Origin of the sequence: Paenibacillus rhizoplanae, from assembly GCF_042684125.1 — a bacterium.
In the GTDB taxonomy this organism is placed as follows: Bacteria; Bacillota; Bacilli; order Paenibacillales; family Paenibacillaceae; genus Paenibacillus_AQ; species Paenibacillus_AQ rhizoplanae.
This window is the reverse complement of the sequence record NZ_JBHUKY010000021.1, coordinates 242,875-264,962: the sequence shown is the minus strand read 5'-3', so window position 1 is coordinate 264,962 and position 22,088 is coordinate 242,875. Positions and strand designations below refer to the sequence as shown.

At 51.3% G+C, this 22,088-nt stretch carries 17 protein-coding genes and 1 pseudogene; 6 read left to right on the top strand and 12 right to left on the bottom strand.

The genetic code is table 11. From position 1 onward, the window contains the following. The first annotated feature begins 250 nt into the window (after positions 1 to 250). Positions 251 to 1,603, top strand: coding sequence for an FAD-binding oxidoreductase (locus ACFSX3_RS11445; RefSeq protein WP_209985841.1), 1,353 nt, complete (start codon positions 251 to 253; stop codon positions 1,601 to 1,603). Between the two features lie 126 nt (positions 1,604 to 1,729). Here the strand turns inward: ACFSX3_RS11445 and ACFSX3_RS11440 are convergent, their stop codons facing one another. The 9 genes and pseudogenes from ACFSX3_RS11440 to ACFSX3_RS11400 all read right to left on the bottom strand — a co-directional run bounded on the left by ACFSX3_RS11440 (position 1,730) and on the right by ACFSX3_RS11400 (position 12,989). Further along, entirely contained in the window at positions 1,730 to 3,319 is a 1,590-nt protein-coding gene (locus ACFSX3_RS11440) for an ABC transporter substrate-binding protein (RefSeq protein WP_339224738.1), read from the bottom strand. 193 nt (positions 3,320 to 3,512) lie between these two features. Continuing rightward, positions 3,513 to 4,514 carry an Rpn family recombination-promoting nuclease/putative transposase gene (locus tag ACFSX3_RS11435; RefSeq protein ID WP_379256662.1) on the bottom strand — a complete coding sequence of 334 codons (1,002 nt, stop codon included), beginning with the start codon at positions 4,512 to 4,514 and terminating at the stop codon, positions 3,513 to 3,515. Positions 4,515 to 4,665: 151 nt separating this feature from the next. Then, positions 4,666 to 4,965, bottom strand: a complete 300-nt coding sequence (locus ACFSX3_RS11430) for a heme biosynthesis protein HemY (protein WP_036729071.1) — start codon at positions 4,963 to 4,965, stop codon at positions 4,666 to 4,668. A 201-nt stretch (positions 4,966 to 5,166) separates the two neighbouring features. After that, positions 5,167 to 5,490: a hypothetical protein gene (locus ACFSX3_RS11425; protein ID WP_209985835.1), complete on the bottom strand. Its 324-nt coding sequence runs from the start codon at positions 5,488 to 5,490 to the stop codon at positions 5,167 to 5,169. A 103-nt stretch (positions 5,491 to 5,593) separates the two neighbouring features. Next, positions 5,594 to 7,051: pseudogene (locus tag ACFSX3_RS11420) on the bottom strand (6-phospho-beta-glucosidase). Positions 7,052 to 7,103: 52 nt separating this feature from the next. After that, positions 7,104 to 9,002, bottom strand: a complete 1,899-nt coding sequence (locus ACFSX3_RS11415; RefSeq protein ID WP_209985833.1) for a beta-glucoside-specific PTS transporter subunit IIABC — start codon at positions 9,000 to 9,002, stop codon at positions 7,104 to 7,106. 109 nt (positions 9,003 to 9,111) lie between these two features. Then, on the bottom strand, positions 9,112 to 9,948 hold the full coding sequence (gene licT, locus ACFSX3_RS11410; protein ID WP_209985830.1) for a BglG family transcription antiterminator LicT: 837 nt from the start codon (positions 9,946 to 9,948) through the stop codon (positions 9,112 to 9,114). Positions 9,949 to 10,235: 287 nt separating this feature from the next. Continuing rightward, positions 10,236 to 11,198: an EamA family transporter gene (locus ACFSX3_RS11405; RefSeq protein WP_209986399.1), complete on the bottom strand. Its 963-nt coding sequence runs from the start codon at positions 11,196 to 11,198 to the stop codon at positions 10,236 to 10,238. A 324-nt stretch (positions 11,199 to 11,522) separates the two neighbouring features. Continuing rightward, positions 11,523 to 12,989 carry an RCC1 domain-containing protein gene (locus ACFSX3_RS11400; RefSeq protein ID WP_379312877.1) on the bottom strand — a complete coding sequence of 489 codons (1,467 nt, stop codon included), beginning with the start codon at positions 12,987 to 12,989 and terminating at the stop codon, positions 11,523 to 11,525. Positions 12,990 to 13,312: 323 nt separating this feature from the next. On the opposite strand from ACFSX3_RS11400, the gene ACFSX3_RS11395 reads away from it, so the two are divergent. From ACFSX3_RS11395 to ACFSX3_RS11385, 3 genes are read left to right on the top strand one after another with little or no spacing between them, the layout of a single operon-like run. Continuing rightward, positions 13,313 to 14,020 carry a hypothetical protein gene (locus ACFSX3_RS11395; RefSeq protein WP_209985824.1) on the top strand — a complete coding sequence of 236 codons (708 nt, stop codon included), beginning with the start codon at positions 13,313 to 13,315 and terminating at the stop codon, positions 14,018 to 14,020. Between the two features lie 18 nt (positions 14,021 to 14,038). Beyond that, positions 14,039 to 15,724, top strand: coding sequence for a vWA domain-containing protein (locus ACFSX3_RS11390; protein WP_209985821.1), 1,686 nt, complete (start codon positions 14,039 to 14,041; stop codon positions 15,722 to 15,724). A gap of 26 nt (positions 15,725 to 15,750) precedes the next feature. After that, positions 15,751 to 16,890 carry a toxic anion resistance protein gene (locus ACFSX3_RS11385; RefSeq protein ID WP_209985819.1) on the top strand — a complete coding sequence of 380 codons (1,140 nt, stop codon included), beginning with the start codon at positions 15,751 to 15,753 and terminating at the stop codon, positions 16,888 to 16,890. Positions 16,891 to 16,979: 89 nt separating this feature from the next. Here the strand turns inward: ACFSX3_RS11385 and ACFSX3_RS11380 are convergent, their stop codons facing one another. After that, positions 16,980 to 17,744, bottom strand: coding sequence for a helix-turn-helix domain-containing protein (locus tag ACFSX3_RS11380; protein WP_209985815.1), 765 nt, complete (start codon positions 17,742 to 17,744; stop codon positions 16,980 to 16,982). Positions 17,745 to 17,972: 228 nt separating this feature from the next. Here ACFSX3_RS11380 and ACFSX3_RS11375 point away from each other — a divergent pair, with 228 nt between their 5' ends. Continuing rightward, complete coding sequence (locus tag ACFSX3_RS11375; protein WP_209985814.1) at positions 17,973 to 18,821, top strand: ornithine carbamoyltransferase; 849 nt, start codon at positions 17,973 to 17,975, stop codon at positions 18,819 to 18,821. 160 nt (positions 18,822 to 18,981) lie between these two features. Then, complete coding sequence (locus tag ACFSX3_RS11370; protein ID WP_209985810.1) at positions 18,982 to 20,283, top strand: DUF5050 domain-containing protein; 1,302 nt, start codon at positions 18,982 to 18,984, stop codon at positions 20,281 to 20,283. An 83-nt stretch (positions 20,284 to 20,366) separates the two neighbouring features. On the opposite strand, the gene ACFSX3_RS11365 is transcribed toward ACFSX3_RS11370, so the two are convergent. Beyond that, positions 20,367 to 21,500 (bottom strand): DUF4179 domain-containing protein, encoded by a 1,134-nt coding sequence (locus ACFSX3_RS11365; protein WP_209985806.1) that lies wholly within the window; start codon positions 21,498 to 21,500, stop codon positions 20,367 to 20,369. Further along, positions 21,490 to 22,026, bottom strand: coding sequence for a sigma-70 family RNA polymerase sigma factor (locus ACFSX3_RS11360; RefSeq protein ID WP_209985803.1), 537 nt, complete (start codon positions 22,024 to 22,026; stop codon positions 21,490 to 21,492). Before ACFSX3_RS11360 ends, ACFSX3_RS11365 begins: the two co-directional genes overlap by 11 nt. Positions 22,027 to 22,088: the final 62 nt, after the last annotated feature.

Genomic DNA, 22,088 nt, shown 5'->3' with positions numbered 1-22,088 from the left:
AAACCTGTACAATCTAGCAATAATTAACTCCTGCTGTCGGCCAATAGACAAATAGAAACGCCTGTACCGTCCTTGTACTAGTATTGTGCCGTTACAGCAAGAAGTAGAAAGATAGTGTTCGTGTGAAATTCTCATTTGTAGGCCGCATTATAGCCCACGCCATAGACTAACGCCCTGCATACAATACCTAGTCAAAGTCAGACCTATGCCTATGTATTTCTATTATTAGCTCAAAAGGAGCTGGAAACCAGTGAATTCAAGAACAAAGCTTACCGGACGGGTAATCTTTAAAGGTGACCCGGGTTATGAGGCAGCACGCAAAAATTGGGACCCGCATACCGACAGATTCCCCAAAGTATTCGTGTTCGCCCAGAAGACGCAAGATGTGTCGAACGCCATTAAATGGGCCAACGAGCACCGGATTCCCATCCGGCCCAGAGGCGGCAGACATGCGCTGGAGGTCAATCTGTCCCAGGTGAACGGCGGAATCGTCATTGATGTCAGTGAAATGAACAGCATCAAGCTAAACAAAAAAACGGGGACAGCCGTCGTCGGAGCCGGAAACACAGTGGGGAGAATCGCACATACGCTTGCCCGGAAGGGGTATATGGCGCCTTTCGGGGACAGTCCTACCGTTGGAATCGGCGGCATTACACTGGGCGGCGGCATCGGCCCGCTTCAGCGTACCTTGGGACTGGTCAGCGATAATCTCGTGGAGCTCGAAATGGTTGATGCCAAGGGCAGAATTATTATTGCGAATAAGAAAAGGAATGCCGATCTGCTCTGGGCTTCCCGCGGGGGCGGCGGAGGGAACTTCGGCGTATGCACCCGTTACAAATTCAAAGTACGCCCGGCTCCTGCCACAGCAACGGTATTCCGCATCACCTGGCCCTGGGGCCAGTTCGAGAAGGTCCTTAAGACCTGGCAGCGCTGGGCTCCCTCCGTGAATACCAGACTGGGCAGCGAATTATCCATCGGTCCCAAAAAGGGTGGAAATGTCAGCATGCTGGGACTGTTCCTCGGATCTAAGGCTGAGGCTGTCCGCCTCTTGAAGCCCATTACAAGTGTAGGAACGCCTACGATCCAAACGATCCGTTCCCTGCCTTATCCGCAAGTGGTCAGCTTCTTGTTAGCTCCCGATCCGGTACAGACTCAGCGCTTCAGCAACCAGTTCTCCAGTGCCTTCGGCAGGAAACCGTTCCCGGATCAGGCATTTAAGCCGATGCGTGAGTTCCTGGAGAAGGTGGAGGGGAAAGACGCCGGGTTCTTTTTCCTCAACTGGGGTGGGGCTGTAAGCCGTAAATCTCCTAAATCTACTGCCTTCTACTGGCGAAAGGCCAAATTCTACGTGGAGTGGAACAGCTCATGGATCAAGAAATCGGATGCCGCCAAAAATATATTCTACGTCCGCAACACCCGTCGCAAGCTGCAGCCGTTCATCGTGGGAAGCTACATCAACGTGCCTGACCAGGGCATCAAGCATTCCGGCCCGGTCTATTATGGAACGAACTATGCCAGATTACGCAGAGTCAAGGCGAAATATGATCCCGGGAATGTGTTCAACAATCCGCAGAGTATCCCGCCAGCCCGTACTACAAGCTGAATGACGGGCCGGTAAAGATGAAACCTGTATGAATTGAGCATAAAAACATAAAGCAGCGGTTCTCCATCCCAAGAAGGGAGAACCGCTGCCATATTGTACATATAAGGTGTAACTAAGCTGTCAGGCTTATTGGCCTGAGTTCGCCAGGAATTCATCAATCTGACGCTGCACCTCTGCGATGATGGTGTCGATACCGGCTGCCTTAACCTGCTGCTGGAGCTTGGCCAGACCCGCATCTACGTCCTTCACAGTGCCGTATTCCAGTGGAATGCCGTATTGCAGCATCACATTGCCGACATTGGCCACTTCGGTCTTCACCTTGCTGTTATCGAAGACGAAGGTCTCCAGCGGATAGTGATAGACCTCCTTCTCCCATTTGTCAGTCAGGGCGTTCGCTTCATCCGGGAAGGAGGCGTTATCCCGGTTCAGCGGCGAGTTGAAGCCCCAGTTCGAGAAGCCGGTATAGTTCGCATTCTTCTCGGCGTTCGTGAATTTATCTTCGCCGACCGGATTATAATGCACCGCCGTGATGCCGTTCATCATCAGATCATGCAGCTCCTTGTCGTTCTGGAGCAGATCGATCATCATCAGTGCACGTTCCGGCTGCTTGGAGGTGGAGTGAATCGCTACGCCGTTCTGCGTAGAGACGGCAACGGATTTTTTCTTATCCGGGTTAATATCGGCCAGAGCCAGCTCATACGGGGAGTTCTTCTCCCGCATATCGGTCATCAAGGCGCCAAGCGTACCCAGATTGTGGGTGATGGAGGCTGCCTTGCCTGCCTTGAATTCCTGCTGATGATCCAGCTTGCTGTTCAGTGCGCTCTTCGACCAGGCGTTGTTCTCGGCCAAATCTTTATAATAGTAGACAAGCTCCTTGAATTCAGGAGTCTCATATAAGTTGAATACTTTGCCGGCCGGATCATCCAGCTTGAAGCCCATCGGCAGATCGAGGTCGAACAGATTCCATTCGTTCTGCTGCTTGAGCAGGATGCGGTCCAGATTATGCAGCTTCCAGTCTCCGGTCTCCGGTACGAATGGGGTAACCCCCTTCTCTTTACCGGATATAGTCTTGAGATAGTTGGCGTATGCCTCCGGACTGTTGATCTCCGGCAGGTTATATTTTTTGCGCAGGTCTTCGCGGTACAGAATCAGCTTCTCTACGGTTTCGCCGCGGTTCTGAGGCACCATATACAGCTTGCCGTTCACCTTCGCCTGACCCCAGGCTACCTCCGGCATCGCCTTCCAGGTCATAGGTGCATATTTCTCCAGCATTTCGTTCGTCAGCTCCAGGAACCCGCCTTTGAGTGACTGGTCGTTATAGCCTGCCCAGTTGGCTGCATAGATCAGATCGAAGTCCTCGTTAGCCGCCAGCTTAAGCGGATATTTCTGCGCCCAGTCGGACCAGTCCAGGAACTCAGCTTCCAGTGTGGCGTTGATTTTCTCCTTGAGCTTCTTATTGATCTCTCCGAATACCTGATCATAATCAACCGGCTTCGGACCTACGAAAATCATCTTCAGGGTAACAGGCTGGGATGTATCCACTGCACCGGCATCCTTGGCTGGTTGGGCATTCGTTCCTGCAGCTTCCGTTGCTGCGGCCGAGGCCTTAGGCTCCGCTGCGTTTCCACCGGCATTCCCGTTACCGCCTCCGCACGCGCTGAGCAGAGAGATCATCAGAATACTGGACATCAGTGTCATTGCTTTTTTCTTATTCACTAGAATTTCCCCCCAGCTATATGTGTGTAATCGCTTACAAGAATAGTATAATAAAAATTCCGCGCCCCGCTAATATAGGCATTCAACGATAATGCATACTTTTGCAACGACTTTTAGGGCGGGATAACATAATATTCCTGTATATAGCCCATAATAAAAAAAGACCCCGGACAACATCCGCCCGGGTCTGTATTCACATCAGTTTCTTAATCTCATCCAGTGGCAATTCAACCGCCTTGGATACTACCTCGGGAGAAAATCCGTGGAGCAGCAGCTTACGAATCGTCTCCGCCTGGCCTTCTTCTTTCCCTTCCGCTTTGCCTTTCTCAATACCTTTCTCAATACCTTCCGCAATACCCTCTTCATATCCCCAACGCTTCCAGGCTGGCATGAGTTCCATAATGGCATCCCCCTCCTCCGGGTAGTGATCGATTAATTCTCTTAGAATCTCCTCATCCTGTACCCGGTCCGGCTTAAAGTACAGATCCGCCACGGACATTATCAGTGCCAATCGGCCCTGATCCAGCCGCGCTCTCAGCTTCATGAACATCCGCAAGAATTCCCGGCGCACTTCTCTCGCTTCTCTTGTAGTATAACCCATCTTCGCTAATAACGCAGCAGCCACCGCATTATCTGAATCGATGAACCGCCGCCAGTTCTGCTTACGCAGCTCCACCTTAAGAAACTGGAAGCGCAGAATGGAATGCTCGGGGATGGACATCTCCAGCGTGTCCTCTTCCTCCCTGATCTCATCTGAAGTAAAAATTGCAATGGGAATAATCAGCTTATGGTCTTTGCGGTAGCGCTCGAATAAGCGGCTGAAGTAAATAAACATTCGTTCACGGAATTCGTTATCTCTGTACGATTGTGGCTCCAGGTGAATCAGAATATAACCTTCCAGCCCTTTGTAGCGGGTCTCCAACAGGAGATCCAGCTCCCGCGCCTCCTCGCCAACAATATCCACCAGCAATTCCTGCATCAGAAACCGGGTCTCACTATAGTCTAGCATAGCGCCCAGCTCAGGAAAGAACAACTCAATGAATTCCTGATAAAAAGTTTCCAGCAGCTTTTTAAAAGCCTCATCATGCGGTATAGAAATCTCTATCGCCTCCCGGGTCAAGTATCGGACTTCGTGTATGTAATTATATTCCATCACTCTGGAATTGTATATAATAAAAGGAACATACATTCTCATTAAAGTGTGCTAAACCTGCTCCATAGCGCCCAACTTTCACTCTCCTAACTTCTACTCAATACAACAAAAAAACGGCACCGTCTTACCAGCCGGGTGAGGCTGATTCAGACAGCGCCGCCTTAAGGCAACACAGATCATAGTTAACTGCTGCTTATTTCTCCAGGAATCCGGTAGACGGATTGGTGATGAAGAAGCCTTCCTGCGGCACATAGAAATACTGAATCCAGACGCCGTCGAGCAGCGGTTCGCGGGTATCCAGCAGAATCTCGATATCCTTATCTGTAGCAACCACTTCATCGTGCTCAGTAGGTGTATCCAGCGCCACATCATAGTGTCCGTGATCTCCGTGATTCTGGGTGATGACTACGCGGATTTTCTTGCCTTCCGCTTCCGGGCTGTTCAGCATATCTTTTAGAACTTTAGCTGCATTGCGGTTAATTTTTACTTTCATCCTCTGGCGACCTCTATTCTGCTTAGTATGAAATCCGAAATTCATTATAACATATTATAAGGAGCTATAGATAATTAAGTGGTTATTCCAGTGAGTAGACTCGTGTGCAACATAAAAATTCTTCTATTTTTAAATAAGAAGCTGTCCTAACCAGCCATATTTCACGGCATGCGGGACAGCTTCTCGTATGTGTACTTCTATTTATGAAGCATTCTGGTTCGACAGAGCCGCTAACACTTCACTCGTGACGTCCTTGCCGCCCTTGAAGTTGGTGATGAACACGCCGATGGAATAGATCGGCCCCCAGGGAATCCCCCACCAGCCCACCAGGGCCGTCAGCAGGGTGTACTTCAATCCTTTTTTGACGGAGCCCTCGCCCGCCTTGATGAAATAGATGCCCGAGCTTCGTCTGAACGTCATCAGGACAACAGAGAAGCAATACGTGTAGATCACGAATTTGCCCCCTTGCTGAATCTGGCTCATTATATTGCCGCCGTCCATGTTTTCGATCCCTTTTATGATCATAGGAAATCCCCTTTAATGGTTATTAATAATCATATACCGTAGGGACCACAGACTGAAACAGCAGACAGATATTTGTAAAAAGTGAGCTGAAGGCAGACGCGGATTACTCCAGCTCAGCTCCGTTACTGGCGATTACCCTTTGATACCAGAAAAAGCTGTCTTTGCGGGACCGGTCCAGAGTACCCTTGCCTTCGTTATCCTTATCCACATAGATGAAGCCGTAGCGCTTCTTCATCTCTCCGGTGCCTGCACTGACCAGATCGATACAGCCCCAAGAGGTGTATCCGATCAAGTCCACGCCGTCAGCCAGCGCTTCCCCCATCGCCCGGACATGTTCCCGCAAATATTCGATCCGGTAAATGTCCTTGATAGAACCGTCTGCTTCTACAGTATCTACTGCGCCAAGGCCGTTCTCCACCACCATCATCGGCAGTCCGTAACGGTTGTAGATATTATTCAGGGACCACCGCAGGCCTTGCGGGTCAATCTGCCATTCCCAGGCGCTTGCCTGCAGATACGGGTTCTTCAGACCCAGCGACATATTGCCGCCAATCGCCTCCTGATCCGGAGCTGCGCTTACGCAGGTGGATGAATAGTAGCTGAAGGTGTAGAAGTCCACACAGCCTTCCTTAAGAATCCGCTCGTCACCCGCCTCCATCTGCAGCTCAATCTGTTTCTCCCGGAAGTGTCGCAGCGCGAAGCCCGGATAAGCGCCTCTCACCTGAACATCGGAGCAGAGGAAATTACTCAGATTATCCTTTTGCTGGGCCTGCAGTACATCCTCGGGATTACAGGTCAGCGGGTAAGAGCACATGTAGGCAATCATACAGCCGATCTGAAAATCCTTATGAATCTCATGTCCCAGCTTCACGGCTCTGGCACTAGCGATGAACTGGTGATGGAGCGCTTGATATCTTAGTTGCTCATTGTCAGTTTGCGCGGATGCCGTTAGTTCGGCACTTCCTTCCGGCTTCATCGCTCCTGCCATAAATGTCCCGAATGGCATCGTAAGGATGTTGATCTCATTGAAAGTCAGCCAATACTTCACGTTGTGCTTGTAGCGGTTAAAGATCACCTCGCAGTAACGGACATAGAAATCAATCGTTCTGCGGTCCGCCCATCCGTTATAGGCTTCCGCCAGATGATAAGGCGCTTCATAATGCGAGATCGTCACCAGCGGTTCGATCCCGTGCTTGGCCAGCTCGGCAAACACCCGGTCATAGAACTTAAGCCCTTCTTCGCTTGGCATGGCATCATCCCCGTTCGGGAAGATCCTGGACCAGGCGATCGACATGCGGAACACCTTAAAGCCCATTTCGGCGAACAGCGCGATATCCTCCTCCTACCGGTGATAGAAATCAACTGCTTCATGGCTCGGATAATTAGAACCGGCTTCCAACACCGGAGTAATTCTCCGGGAGACTGTATGCGTTCCTGCGGTCATGACATCCGCCGTGCTTAACCCCTTGCCGCCCGCATCGAACCCGCCTTCGAGCTGATTCGCAGCCGTTGCGCCGCCCCACAGGAAATTGTCCGGAAATCTTCTATTGTTCACACTCATATTCTTATTCATATTCATATTAGTTCCTCCTGCGATTGGATTAGGTTAGTGATTAGATCATGACGGTCAGCAGATTCTCCCGGTAATCGATGCTCTTCTGGTCCGTCTCAATAACGTCGAGATACTCACCGGAATTGGAGATGATCACAGGCGTAGTCAGCGTATAGCCCGCCTCTCTAATCGCGGCAACGTCGAACTCCATGAGCAGCTGGCCTTTGGTGACAGTATCGCCTTGCTTGGCCCGGGGGGTGAAGTGTTTGCCCTTCAATTTGACCGTGTCCTTCCCGACATGAATCAGAATATCGACCCCGTTATCACTGGTAATGCCAATCGCATGGCCGGAGGCGAATAAGGTGGTCAATACCCCGTCAACGGGAGAGTACACCTTGCCTTCCAGCGGTTCAATCGCTATACCTTTGCCCATTGCGCCAGTAGAAAAAGCTTCGTCCGTAAGCTCCGACAAGGCTCTGATCTGGCCCTTCAGCGGACTTCCCACCGTCTCCTGCTTCACCAAAACGCTCCGGGCAGTCCCGCCGCTCTTGCTGTCCACCGCTTCCTCATCCTTGAACCCGGAGAAGAAGACAAGAATGAACCCGAGAATGAAGCTGATTACAATGGCGGCAATCGCGCCGTAGAAGCCTTTATCCATCCCGTCAGGACTAATGTAGCTTGGGATACCGAAGATCCCCAGACCGCCGAGAATATAGCCTTTGGTGCCCATCAGACCGACGATACCGCCGCCGACCGCCGCCGCGACACAGCTTAAGATGAACGGCTTCTTACGTGGGAGCGTAATTCCGTAAATGGCAGGCTCCGTAACTCCGAAGATCCCTGAGATAATAGCCGGAATCGACAATGACTTCAGCTTGGCGTTCTTGGTCCGCAGCATAATCGCCAGCACAGCACCGGTCTGAGCAAACGAAGCGCCGAAGGAAGCCGCCAGAATCGGATCGGATTTCAGTACAGCCATGTTATTGAGGGCAATCGGCACCAGACCCCAGTGCAGTCCGAAGATCACAAAGACCTGCCAAAATGCGCCTACCAGCAGCCCCTCAATAACCGGACTGAGGTTGTAGAGGAACAAGGTTCCCTGCCCCAGCAGCTGTCCGGCCCAGGTGGAGATTGGTCCAATTGCAATCAGCGCCAGCGGAACGGTGACCAGCAGGGTGAAGAACGGGACGAGGAAGGTACGTACCACGCTCGGCGTCACTTTTCGGAAGAAGGCCTCCAGCTTGGAGCCAATATAAGTCGAGATGATGATCGGAATGACGCTGGAGGTATAGGACATCAGGATGACCGGAATCCCCAGGAAGGTAATGTACACAGGCGATTCAAAGATCGTTCCGCTAAAAAGCGTATACAGCGGTTCGCCCGCCGCCGTGATGCTGCCGAAGGACGGGTAGACCAGCGTAGCGCCTATCGCCATCCCGATAAAGATGTTGGCCCCGAATTTCTTGGCCGAGGTATACCCCAGGAAGATCGGGAAGAAGTAGAACAGGCAATCCCCGAGCGCATTCAGAATCTGGTAGGTCCCCGACTCCTTGGTAAGGAGTCCCACGGTTAGAAATAGGGCCGTGAAGCCCTTGATCATCCCGGTCGCAGCCAGTACGCCAAGGGTCGGCGAGAATACGCCGGAGATCATGTCGATGAAGCTGTTGAACAGCCCCATTTTCTCACCGGAGGCTGTCTCTGATCCGCCTTCCTGTAATCCGCCCGCCGTCATCACCTGGGCGTAGACCTCAGACACATGATTGCCGATCACGACCTGGTACTGGCCGCCGCTCTGAATCACCGTTACAATTCCGTCCATATTCTTCAGCACATCTGTATTCGCCACCGCCTCATTCTTCAGCTTGAAGCGCAGACGGGTCACGCAATGGCTGAGTCCGTTGATATTCTCCTTGCCGCCGACCTGCTTGATAATATCCTTGGCTAGTGCCTCATATTTCATAGTAAATCCTCCCGTTTCCTGATGAATGATAAGCAAAAGGCGAAACCATCCCGGCAGCTTCCTGCCTGATTTGGTTTCGCCTGCATGACCAGTAACAATCCAAGTGGTTTTATTCAGTTTGTCTTTGCGTTACCCGCTGAATGTGAATCGTTAGATACAGGATTTCTTCATCCAGGAGCTTCAGGTCCAGATACTTCTCAATTTTGAGCACACAGTGATGCGCCTTCCTGTATTTCATCCTCACCTGCTTGAGCAGAAAATCGTCCACGGACTCCTCAGACTCCTGCTTGCGCGAGCGCTGGAAGAAATACCGCAGATGGGTGATGAACCGTTCGTAGCTGACCGTATGCTCATCAATTTCGTTGTTATAGGAATACTTCACAATATTGAGGATGTCATCAATCTGCTGAGTCTGCCTGGTAAGGTCTGCAATTTTGTTGCCCGAGCTGTTCATTTGCGCATTAATCAGATGGAGGGCAATGTTCCCGGCCTCATCCTCCGGCAGGCGGATACGGGTATACTGCTCAATCATCCCCATGGCATGATGCCCGATGGCATATTCCCTCGGATAACAGCGCTGAATCTCCCAGAGAAGCGGATTGTGATTGCGGATACCCTGCTCATGAAGCCTTAGTGCATGAGTCAAATGATCCGTCAAGGTCACATAGATATAATCGCTCAGCCGGGCCTTCAGCGTCTGCTTGGCATACTCGATAATGTCATAGCTTAAGGCTACATATTCGGCGGGGGCATCCGCCATTAAGGCCTTGAATTTCTCGGACGCGTCATTTCGCTTCAGGACAAAGGTCTTCTCGATCAGAGAGACATCCACCGGATCACCCGGGCTCTTCTTGAAGCCGATGCCGCGTCCCATAACAACCAATTCATCCTTACCTGAATCCTTGGCAATAATGGCATTGTTATTGAAAATCTTCTTGATAATCAACCAAGCTGCCCTCCTTTACCCCGAATTTCATTTTGGCACTGCTTACAGGATGTTAGACGGGTCAAGGTTCCTTGCGGCGTCCCGCAGGGCCCTTAACATAAAGAAAGGCAAAACCCAAAACACGTGACCATGTTTTGGGTTTTGCCTTTGCAGTAACAATCCCAAATTCAGAATAGCACCTAATTTCACTTTTGGCAACAAAATTGTTTGCGCTTACATAATCTATCAACCTGCAAAGAGGAGCGCCCCCTATTCACAGGGAACACTCCTCTTCTCTCCGCCTGAACTCAGACCGATGACGAACTCACGGCTTGGGCATTTCCATTGCCCCACCGCAGCTTATATAACTCAGGCAATACCACACCCAGCAGCACCAGCACCACTCCGGTCCATTGCAGAAGACTTACATGCTCTTGCAATACGAACGAAGACATTAAGACGGCAACAGGCAGTTCGACGGCGCCCAGAATACCGGCCATGCCGCCGCCGATATGCGGAACCCCGATGGCGAACAGCAGCGGCGGGATGAAGGCGCCGAACAAGCCCAGCAGGAAGCCGAACAGCAGCAGTGGTCCCCATAGCATACCGTTAAACAGGAAGGTCGGCGGGAACAGGATGCACAGCAGCACCAGGCCGCCAGTGACCATCCAGGCGCTCCGGTAGGCCGGATGGGCCGAAGGAACGGCTTTGCCGCTGAAGATAATGAACATGGAATAGCTGACTGCCGATAATAATCCGAGTACCAGCCCCAGCAGGTTGAACTCAGCAGCTCCCTGATTCAGAATACCTGCGGCCAGCAGGGTTCCGCCGAACAGCAGGATCAGCGTCAGCACCGTGATTTTGTCTGGGCGCTGACGTTTGCTTACCGCCTGAATCAGCACACTGATCCAGGTGAACTGGAACAGCAGGATAATCGCCAGCGAAGCCGGAATATACCGGAGTGACTGGTAGTACAGCAGACCCGTAACCACGGTTGGCGCACCGGCCATCATCAAGAACACTCTATGCTTCCAGGTCAGCCGGGTGGGAACCGCCTTGGCGGGTGCTGTAACGTTCGCTGTGCTGCGCTCGTTGCGGTTCGCTCTGAGCTTGGTATATAACGCAAGCAGCCAGGCGAGAATACAGCCGGTTAAGAGCTGCGTGCCGACCACCTCTCCCAGCTTGTAACCGTGCCCGTAGGCCAATACAACAATCGTTGATAAAATGCCGTAGCTCATCGCGCCTACAAGTACGGAGATTAAATATTTCATATCTTTCATTCTGATTATGCCTCCTGAATCTTTTGATCTGAATCATGTTGCGTCAAGGTCAAGGACCGCCAGACGCAAAAAATCCTAACTCCGGGACAGGGACCGCTGGTTCATGGTCCTTATCATCGTAGTTAGGAAGAATAGGCTTCCTGTAGAAACCCTCGCCCTGTGACATCTGAATGGCTGCGAGGTTATACGAGAACAATATAGAGTTGTGAAGTATTGCCTGATTGACGACTGTTCATATGTTACACGCCAAGTGAGCTGACGTCAAGCCTTAATTATTTTAAATTTGAAATTTAGGAAAGATAGACCTCTTTCTTTTCAATTCTCCAGCCTTACTTCACCCGTACTTTTATTCCACTGTAAGCCAATACCGAGAAGATCACATATTGCCTCCAGCGGGAATTGTGCCGAATCCGGCAGCCTGTTCATTGTAAATTCGCGGTCTGATTTCTTGCCATTGATATACAATTCGAGCGGATCGCTGACTTTCACCTGAACGATGTTATTACCGTATACAAAAGACCAGCCTGTGAATGGATCATTTCCATATTTCGGATCAGCTTTAAATGTCCCATAGCTTACCTGTACGCCAAGCGCCTTGAATACACTAGTCGGCGGTACATACAGCTTGTCATCCTTGATGGAGGGCGTGCCATAGAATGAGAACGGCTCACCGTTGACGAAGAACATCAATGGCTGTCGGACCGGTGTCAGGATATATCCAGCTTGATCCTTGGTCACTGTCCCCCTCCCGGTCGCAAGTCCCGTGTCGAAGCGGTCGCCCCAGCCCAGAAGCGTCCCATCCTTGTGCTGAGCAAAACCAAAGGTTCCACTGCTTCCCCAAATATTGCTGATTTGATTTCCTTTTTTTATCTGATACGGCTTAGCCAGCACTCCAGAATTATAGTTCCATTGCCAGAGCGTTCCGTTTCTCTTCAAGGCAAACAGCCGGTAGAAGCCGGTATCCAGCTTGTAGACATTATTAAGGCCAGCAACGGCAGATGGTGCTTTAAGCCCCCTGTTCCAGCGCAAGACTTGGCCGTCACTGCGCAGCAGGAACAGCTCACCTTGCGATGCTGCCATACCGGTTATCGAGGATGAAGCAATCGTAGCTACACTGACCGGATCACTCTCCAAGCGGATACGGTTATACACTGTGTTAACAATACTCATCTGCTTCACACTGCCCTCTTCAGTAAGAAACAACGCATCGTTACCGTTAATTAGGGCGGATCTAATCCCCGTAACTGCCTTGAGCTCCAAATAGTGAATCTGCACCGGAAGCACACCGGGCTGATCGTAGGAAGGGTACCACAGGGTGGCCGTCCTGTCTTTTTTTACAGCGATGCCGAGGCTACCATTCGCAGTGATGGAGGATACTTCCCGAAGACCCTCCAGCTTGACCGGACCTCCCCGTTTTTGATACCTCAACAGAGGATCATTCTCAATATAGCTGCTGTAGTCCAGGCCCCAGCCCCATACCTCTCCATCCCTGCTGAGTGCAAAAGACACTCTTCCTGCCGCCGCCACCTGCACAATCCCGCTCAGACCTTCCACCTGTCTGGGGATGTATTGGTTAATACTTGTCCCGTCCCCGACTTGACCGAACTTATTATCTCCCCAGCCTGTTACCGTCCCGTCACTCCAAGCCGCAATTCCATGCGCAGAGCCGCCCGATACACTTACAGCTCTGGGCACCGCAGCAGCGGCCTCGCTGCCGGCAGGAAAGCATAAGGATAATATCAGAAGTGATGCGATGAGAAGCTTTGATTTACGAAGTAACAATGGCTTTTCCCCCTTGTAATTTACTTTATTCTCATAGATTCTGTTAACCTTCCTATTATACTTCCATTTATTTGTAATGAACAGCAATCCAAGGGCAGCCCTCTATGAATAAATAAAGTAAAAATTTGAAACAAAGACAAGTTACGCTGCGTATCAGTGTGTAACCGCCCTTTATTCCAATCATTTCTATGTGAGATGGGTAATATTGTGAAGGGAACCGCGTGATCACCCGGAGGCATGAATGATCCCATGGTTTACCGAAATATACATAACTGAAGGAGGTGTAGATCCTGAACAGATCCGGGCCCGTTAAGCTCCTCGGCATGATTGCCGGAGTTGTAATTTTAAATGTCATCGTTCTATCTCCCGGCCTGCTCGGTATCGAGATCGGCGGAAGTCCGCTGGAAACGGCATCGGCAGTAACCCTGCTAATCATCAGTCTGCTGGTCGTCCTATACGGGAGTTACACCTTGCTCTTCAGACCTCCGGCTGCCACGCCCGCCAGCGTGCAATTAGAGACGCGGGAGGATTACATTGCCGGCCTGAGCCGTCACCGGAATGTGAAGGTGCTGAAGGAGGATATCTCCCTCGCCCTCGACCAGATGGAGCGGATTGAGAAGAAGAAGACCACACTGCTCCAAGTGCTGGGCCGCAGGTTCGATCCGGCTGAGCTCAGCTTCCGCAAGTTTCATTCCGTCATTCTGGAGGTCGAGAAGCTCTTCTACCTGAATATCCGGGGGCTTCTGAACAAGCTCAGTGTATTCGATGCCGCGGAGTTCGCCAAATTCAACGCCGGTAACGCGTCAAGCCGGTTCTCCAGCTCCCTGATTCAGAAAAAAACAGCCGTGTACAACGAATATCTGACTTATGTCAAAGGCAGTCTCGGAGCCAATGAAGAAATTCTGCTGAAGCTGGATCAGCTGCTGCTGGAGATTACCGAGCTGGGCAGCGCAGATTATACCAATGTGGAAGACATGCCATGCATGCAGGAATTGACCGCCCTGATCGGGCAGACGAAACTCTATCAGTAAGGAAAGGGAGATGAACCTATGAGGAAAGGCAAAACACTGTTCATACTCGGCATTATCGCCGCATCCGTCTTCGCACTTGTCTATTTCGGCATTACCTTAACGTCCAATCTGGGCAAATCCAAGACAGAAATCTCTGCCGAAGACGCCGACAAAAGACTGAACCGCATCTATAAGGATATCAACGTGACCAGTGCTGAGCCTGTAAAAGGGCAGATCGATCTTGATCCGGCATCCATCGGCGATTCATTGCCCGATATCTCCAAGTTCCCCATCTCCATAGAGAGCACCACGGACAGCTTTGTCGAGATTTTCTCCTCCACGGAGAAGTCAGGAACAGGCAACGACGGCTGGCTGAATGAGGTGGCCGCTGATTTCAACGCTGCCGGTATTACAATAGACGGCAAACCGGCCTCAGTCAAAATCCGCAACATCGCTTCCGGCACAGCCGCTGATTATATCCGGTCCGGCAAATATGTGCCTGACGCCTTCACTCCCTCTAATGAGCTATGGGGCGAGATGGTCAAGGCCAGCGGCGTGCAAGCCGAGCTGGTTACGAAGCGGCTGACCGGCAACGTGGCCGGAGTGGTAATGAGCAAGCAGAAATACGATCAGCTGGTCGACAAATACGGCTCGATCAACGTGAAGACAATTACCGATGCCATTGCGGCTAATGAGCTGGCGATGGGGTACACCGATCCTTTTGCCAGCTCAACGGGGCTGAACTTCCTGGTCACCGCACTAAGCACCTTCGACAGTACGGATCTGCTGGGAGCCAAGGCGGTTCAAGGCTTCGAGAAGTTCCAGGCCAACGTGCCCTTCATCGCCTCCACCACCCTGCAAATGCGGGAAGCGGCCAAATCCGGCATGTTGGATGCCTTCGTCCTTGAGTATCAGACCTTCGTTAATGCGAAGGATCTGACCAGCGGCTATGTGTTCACCCCCTTCGGGGTAAGACATGACAGCCCGCTCTATGCACTCGGGCAGCTGCCGCCGGAGAAGCTGGCGATCATTAAGAAGTTCGGCGAATTCGTCCAGCAGGATAAATACCAGAAGACGGCTGCGGACAAGGGCTTCAACGGCCTGACCGACTATGTCTCAGAGCTGGCACCGGTTGACGGCTCCATTCTCTCCTCGGCCCAGAAGCTCTGGAAGGAGAAAAAGAACGGCAGTAAACCGATTGCGGCAGTGTTCGTAGCCGATGTCTCAGGCAGCATGGCCGGCGAGCCGCTGAACCGTCTCAAGGAGTCCCTGCTGAAGGGCCAGAAATTCCTCGGCAAGGACAACAGCATCGGCTTTGTCTCTTATTCCAGTGATGTGACTATCAATCTGCCCATCGGCAAATATGACACCAATCAGCAGTCCATGTTCGTTGGGGCGATTAACAGCCTTCAGCCTGTGGGCGGTACGGCTACCTTCGACGGGTTGGTGGTTGCGATGAAGATGCTGAAGGATGAGCTGGCGGTGAACCCGGATATGAAGCCCCTGATCTTCGTGCTTAGCGACGGGGAGACCAACGAAGGCCATTCCCTGGATGATATCCGGGGCTTGATTCAGACGTACAAGATTCCGGTATACACCATCGGGTATAACGCTAATATCAAGGCTCTGGAGAGCATCTCCAGCATCAACGAGGCAGCCAATATCAACGCCGACACAGAGGATGTAGTATACAAAATCGGAAACCTGCTCAACGTGCAAATGTAGACTTTATATTCTGAAGGAGGGTTCATATGTCATTCACCATGGAAATCCCCAGCCCCGAGAAGCTGAAATCGGTCATCGAGGAGCAGGTCCAGCCGGAGCCGGAGGAAGTCACCCAGCTTAAGGAGCAGGCGATCAATAATGTCTCCAGTATCCTGGAGCTGGACTTCGAATCTTTGGAGAAACGCAAGGCTGTGCTGCAGTCGATTGACAGCTTCGGGATGGGCACCATGCGCTCCTCGTCGGAGAAGAACTCCCTGCTTCAGGTATCGGTGGGTAATCTGTCCAAGACCGGGGATGAAGGCGGTCAGGTCGCCAAGGGATTAACCGAGCTGCATCAGCAGCTCAAGGATCTGGACCCCAGCGCGGTCGATTTCGCCAAAAGCGGGTTCCTCGGCAAGTTTTTCCACCCCCTGCGTAATTATTTCGCCAAATATCAAAAGGCCGATGCCGTCATCTCAGATATTATTCTATCCCTGGATAAAGGCAAAGCCGTGCTGAAGAATGACAATACGACACTGGAGATTGAACAGCAGACCCTGCGGGAGCTGACCAAGCGGCTTAAGAAGGAGATTCAGCTCGGCATCCTGATGGATGAGGAAATCGAGAAGCAGATTGAAGCTGCCAAGCAGCGCAGTGAAGATGAGGATAAGGTGCGGTTCATTACGGAGGAGGTCCTGTTCCCGCTGCGCCAGCGGGTAATGGATCTGCAGCAGATGCTCGTGGTCAATCAACAGGGCATTATGGCCATTGAGGTGGTCATCCGCAACAACAAGGAACTGATCCGTGGAGTCGACAGAGCCCGAAATGTTACGGTATCTGCGCTCAAAATTTCGGTTACTGTCGCCAGCGCCTTGTATAACCAGAAGATCGTCCTCCAAAAAATCGAGCTGTTGAACCAGACCACCGACAATCTGATCAGCGGCACCTCCAGAATGCTAAAAGAGCAGGGTGCAGCCATTCACAAGCAATCGCTCGAAACTAGTATTTCGGTCGATACGCTGAAGGTGGCCTTCACCGACGTCCTCTCTGCCTTGGATTCGATCAGCACCTACAAGCAGGAAGCGCTCCCCAAGATGCGGGAGACGATTATCCAGTTCCGGGAGCTGGCAGATAACGGGGAACAGCAGATTCAGCGGCTGGAAAAGGGTAATACGCTCGGGCTGTAGCATCACTGCCCATATTTAACGCAAAACAGAGCATGGCTGAGGATACGCCGGTGCTCTGTTTTTTTGTCTGTCTATGTTCCTTTTGCTGTCTACTTCCCTTTATTCAACAAGCCTGTCACCATTCTGCTCAACGTCCCTTGATCCAGGAAAGGAGCTAGGCTTGCCAGCAGATCCGGGTTGAGCTGATCCGCTTCGACTTCACCTAATAATTTCCCGATTCTATCCCTGTCCAGAAAAGGAGCTAGGCTCATAATCCGGTGCGCATCGATAGAGCCGTCTGCAACCCGGTCAACCAAACGGTCTAAAGTTTCCCTGTTAATAAAGGGGGCCAGCCCTTGAATACAATGCCAGTTAATAGATTGCCAGCCCAGGGTGTCCTCTTCTACCTGACGAACCAGCTCATCCAATGTATCTCTTCCAAGGAACGGGGCCAGCCGCATAATTACATCTAACGTAAGGACGCTGCTGTCTATGTTCTCTGTAACCTTATGCAGGGCACTTGCTTTTACAAAAGGCGCTACCTCTACAAGCTCTTCCATCTCCAGCTTACCCGCATTGACCATCTCTGCAACCTGTCCCGGCCTGTTCCCTGCGATCTCCTCTACGATCCGACCCATGTGCGGGTGCTCCCGATGGTCTGCGTTATCTCCTGCATTCAAAATATCATCTACGGTTAAGCCGAATAACCCCGCAACCTGCGGAAGTGTTCCAATGTCCGGCAGCGAGTCGCCCCGCTCCCATTTCGATACAGCCTGATGGCTTACATTCAGTTGATCGGCAAGCTCCAGCTGGGTCCAATCCTGGTCTTTGCGAAGCCGCGATATATAAGCTCCAATTCTACGCAAGTCGAGCATGATATCCCTCCGAGATCATAAAATGTACAGCGCGCACTGTCGAAAACAGCATAGCATTTCAGCATACACATTCCTATCAATCGCTGGTTGAACGGCTGCATCCCTTTTATTCAACTGCCGGTAGAATGTGCTTTTTAACATAAAATGGGTTGTATACTATTCCTGTTTATTGTATATTTATTCAACCGGCATTTATTGCTGATTTCTCATCTACCGGGGGATACATCTATGCATTTTTTGAATATCAACCAGCTCAGTTCAGAGCAGATCCTGGAAATCTTCGAATTAACCGACCGGCTTCGTCTCCGAAAATCAGAACCGTTGCTCGCAGACAAAACCATGATTCTCTTCTTCCCGGAGACCAGTCTGCGGACAAGGGTGAGCTTCGAGAAAGGCATCCGTGATCTGGGCGGGGCCTGCATTAGCTTTCCGCCGGAGACGCTCGACAAGAAAGAAGCGCCGGGCGATATCGTCCGCTACCTGGAGAACTGGGGGGATGGCATCATTGCCAGAACCCCTGACCTTTGCAAACTGGAGGAGCTGTCTGCACACGCCTCTGTTCCCGTTATTAATGCGATGACTGCACATAATCACCCTTGCGAGATTCTGGCTGACCTGTATGCTCTGCGCACCCTCCGGCACAACTACCGGGAGCTGACCTACACCTTTGTTGGACCGCCCGGCAATATATCAAGAACTTGGCTGGAGGCGGCGCAAGCCCTGAATTTATCCTTCCATCATGTATGCACGCCAGGTCATGAGATGGCCAGCGGGAATCACCCGGGCTATACCTTTCATACGAGCCTGGATAGCGTTTTACCGGAGAGCGATGTGATTCTTACCGATTCATTGCCCAAGGATTTCTTGACCCCGGAGTATATCAGCGCCTATCAGATTACTCTGGACCGGATGAAGCAGACAAGACCCGGGGCGCTGCTGAACCCCTGTCCTCCCTTCTTCCGCAATGAGGAGGTCAGTGAAGAGGCGATTGCTTCGCCTTATTTTGCCGGATTCGGGTTCAAGAAAAGCCTGATCTATGTTCAGCAAGCCATCCTGATCTATTGCTTATCCCATTGATGCTATCGAGACCTAAGTCCCCTCGCACCCCTTTATTTGCTCTTTCATGCAAGCTCTTTAGGGCTTAAGCTGTATATTTGAAACCGTGAATTTCTCCGATATCTTATTAGAACAGGATTTGCTCGTATGTTCACCACATTGGCTGAAGGGGAGAATTACTATGAAGGCTTTAGAATTGCTATCCAGAAAAACAGGTGTCCTTCTGCTCGTACTGCTACTGGCAACACTCGGTACAGTTGGGGGCGGCAGAGAGTCACACACGGCAGCAGCGGCAGCTTCTGCGAAACCCTATGTGTACTATGTCTCTAATGATGTTCTATATCGTGTAACGACAGATGGAAGTGAGACACAGAAGATCGCTGAGAATTTTGACGGCAACGGATTAGACTCGACCGGCAAATATCTGTATTTTTATTATGATGACGGTATGGGAATTCAGCGGCTGTCTCTGAGCGATCCCGATGCTTTAATTACCAGCTTCCTCGGGGACCGGAATATCCTCTTTTACCTGTTCGAGGGTCCCTATCTGTACTTCCTGGATGATACAGGACACATCTACCGCACCTTGGCCGACGCTGACGATGATTCACAGCTTACCCTTATCGCAGACAATGCCGATGTGAATTTCCGGGCCTTCGACGTCTCAGGCGGGCGGATCTACTATAATGCGCTGAAGAATAACACTACGTGGGTTGCTTCGAGGTCCCGCGACGGGAGTGGAGTCATTCAGTGGATAGCCGGCGGAGCAATTCAGAAGAGCAAATTTTATCATCCCTACGCTACAAGTATTAACCTTATGATTGACAATAAACCTGCCGAAACCGAGTATTCTCTGAACTCCATGGTGCTCTACACCCTGCCTCTAAGCGGTGGAGCTCCCAAAGCAGCCAATGCCAAAAATCCGCTTGAATCCAATGCTGCTACTGCCGGCAGTTGGTCCGACCATTATTTTCTGTTCAATAAAGGCATTAAAGTGGACGCCACCGGCGATGAGCTGGACTATAACACCGGCAAAGGCTTCCTGATGGATAAGAACGGGAAGATCCTGCAGCTCAGCCAGAACAGTGTGACCAGCATCAGCGAGATTGCTGCGAATAAGCTGGTATATGCAGATTCCAAAGGCAAGGCTTACATCAGCACGCTTGCTAACGGCAAAGTCACCTCCTCCAAGCCTCTTCCACTGACGAATGTTCAAGATGTCAGAACGGTTAAGAACGGAACGACGCTCACCACCGTATTGTTCACCAAGACGGATGCTTACGTCCTGAATGCCAATTCGACCCTGACCAAAATGGCTGGTGTAGAATCCGATTACTCTGTAATTACAGACGATATTCCCGGCTTGTATTATATCAACGGTCTGGATAACGACTGCCTGTACCGGTACAGCAATGACGGCAAAACCAAAACCAAGCTGTCCACTGGTCCGGTTAGCTACTTAGAACTGGTCTCTGCGAAGTAATAACTTAACCGCCAAAAAGGCTGACCCGCCGGATATTCCAGCAGTCAGCCTTTTTAAATTCGTTCCCACTTGTGTCCGAGGATTCACGGCAGAATCGGCAGGTTAATCTCCCTGGTATTCTTGCCTTCTCCGGTCTTCATAATCATGTTCATCGATTCCGGCTTATCGAGCAGATTGCTGCCGAAATAATGTTCAAAGCCCTCATCGGTGCCTGAGCCCAGCGATGACCCGATCTCGGTGGTCCCATGCTTCGTTATCGATTGAATTTTTTCCCCGTATGCCACGCCAAATATCTTTTGCCGGTTCTGCCATGTAACCTCAGACTCGTTCTTAATTTTGAACACAGTACGGATCATCAGGGGGGAGAGCTCAACCTGCTCCAGTGTCACTTGAATGCCCTCCAGCATGAAATCCTCCTCTGGCTGGACAATCACCGTCTGCTGCTGTTTGAATTTCGGGTCAAGCTTGAAGCTGATCTTGAGTCTCGGGGAATAATGCACATCGGCTACATTGACACCCTTCGCCAGATCTTTCATTTTCCCTTTATCCATTGAGGAAATCTGGAAATCCGCTTCCAACTGCTCCGGGAACGGCTTGCTCCGGTCCAGAAGGATGGCGCCGCGCCCGTAAAAAATACGCTTATCATCGTGTCCATTGTTTTTAGCATGGGCGCCGATCCCGCCCCCGTTCTCCAGATCGTATCCGGTTGCCAGATTCTTGATTCTCGCACTGCTAATTCCATAGATCTCCTGTCCTTCCGCGACATTAGCTGTATACAAAAAGATGATTTTGTTCTCATCCGCCGTTACCGCATTCAAGGTAATCCGGTAATTCCCGCTGGCTGCGCTTTGATTAATTTCCTGAATGTAGCCGTGCCGGATCGCCGTATCCAGTGTAGGCGCTTCTAAATCGAATTCATATAGCCTCTTGAACATTTCCAGCCCGCCCCAATTCACTTCTCCGGCAGGTTCGGCAGCACGAGGTGCAGCATCATGAATGACCGGAATGAGGAACAGAATTATTGCAGCAACCGCGGCTGCGGCTAATCCGAGGAAGGAACCTTTGGTGAGTCTGCCTTGCCAGCTTTTTTGGCGTCCGCGCTCGATTCCCGCCTGAACCGCCCCTCTGACCTCACTGCCCCCGCAGTCCACCCGTACCTCCTCACGGATACGTATCGCATCCGTCAGCATCGCCTGTTCTTCTCTGCTATTGTCCATTCCATTCACCCCGGTTCTTCATAATTTCCCTAAGCTGCTTCAGGCCCTTGTGCTGCCAGGTTTTGACGGTTCCCTCCGGCTTGCCCAGCAGGACTGCTATCTCGGCCAGGGTCAGATCATTATAATATTTGAGCAGCAGCACATGGCGGTATTTCACCTTCACCTGCGAGAGCGCCCACTGCATTTCCATGGCATCCGTACTGTTCTGCATGACCCCCTGCTGCATATTCTCTGCGGCCGTAGGGACCGCCTTCTTTCTTCTCCGCTGCTCATCTATACAGACATAGATCAATATTCGGATCAGCCAGGTTTTGAACGCGCTCGGGTCCTTCAGGGTTCGCCGCTTTATCCAAGCCCGGCAGGTGGTCTCCTGGAGCGCTTCCAGTGCGTCATTGCGGTTGCCCAGATAACTGTAAGCAATATGGTATAGCTGGTCGCTATGCTCCATCACCGCTTTGGCCCAATCCGTCTCCTCAAGCGGCACAGCGGCAGTGACCCGCTTCATCTCTGCCCCGGACAAAGTCATCTCTCCCTCTCCTCTCCATCACTTTTCATGAATTAGACGGAGAGGTTATGCAAACAGTTTTA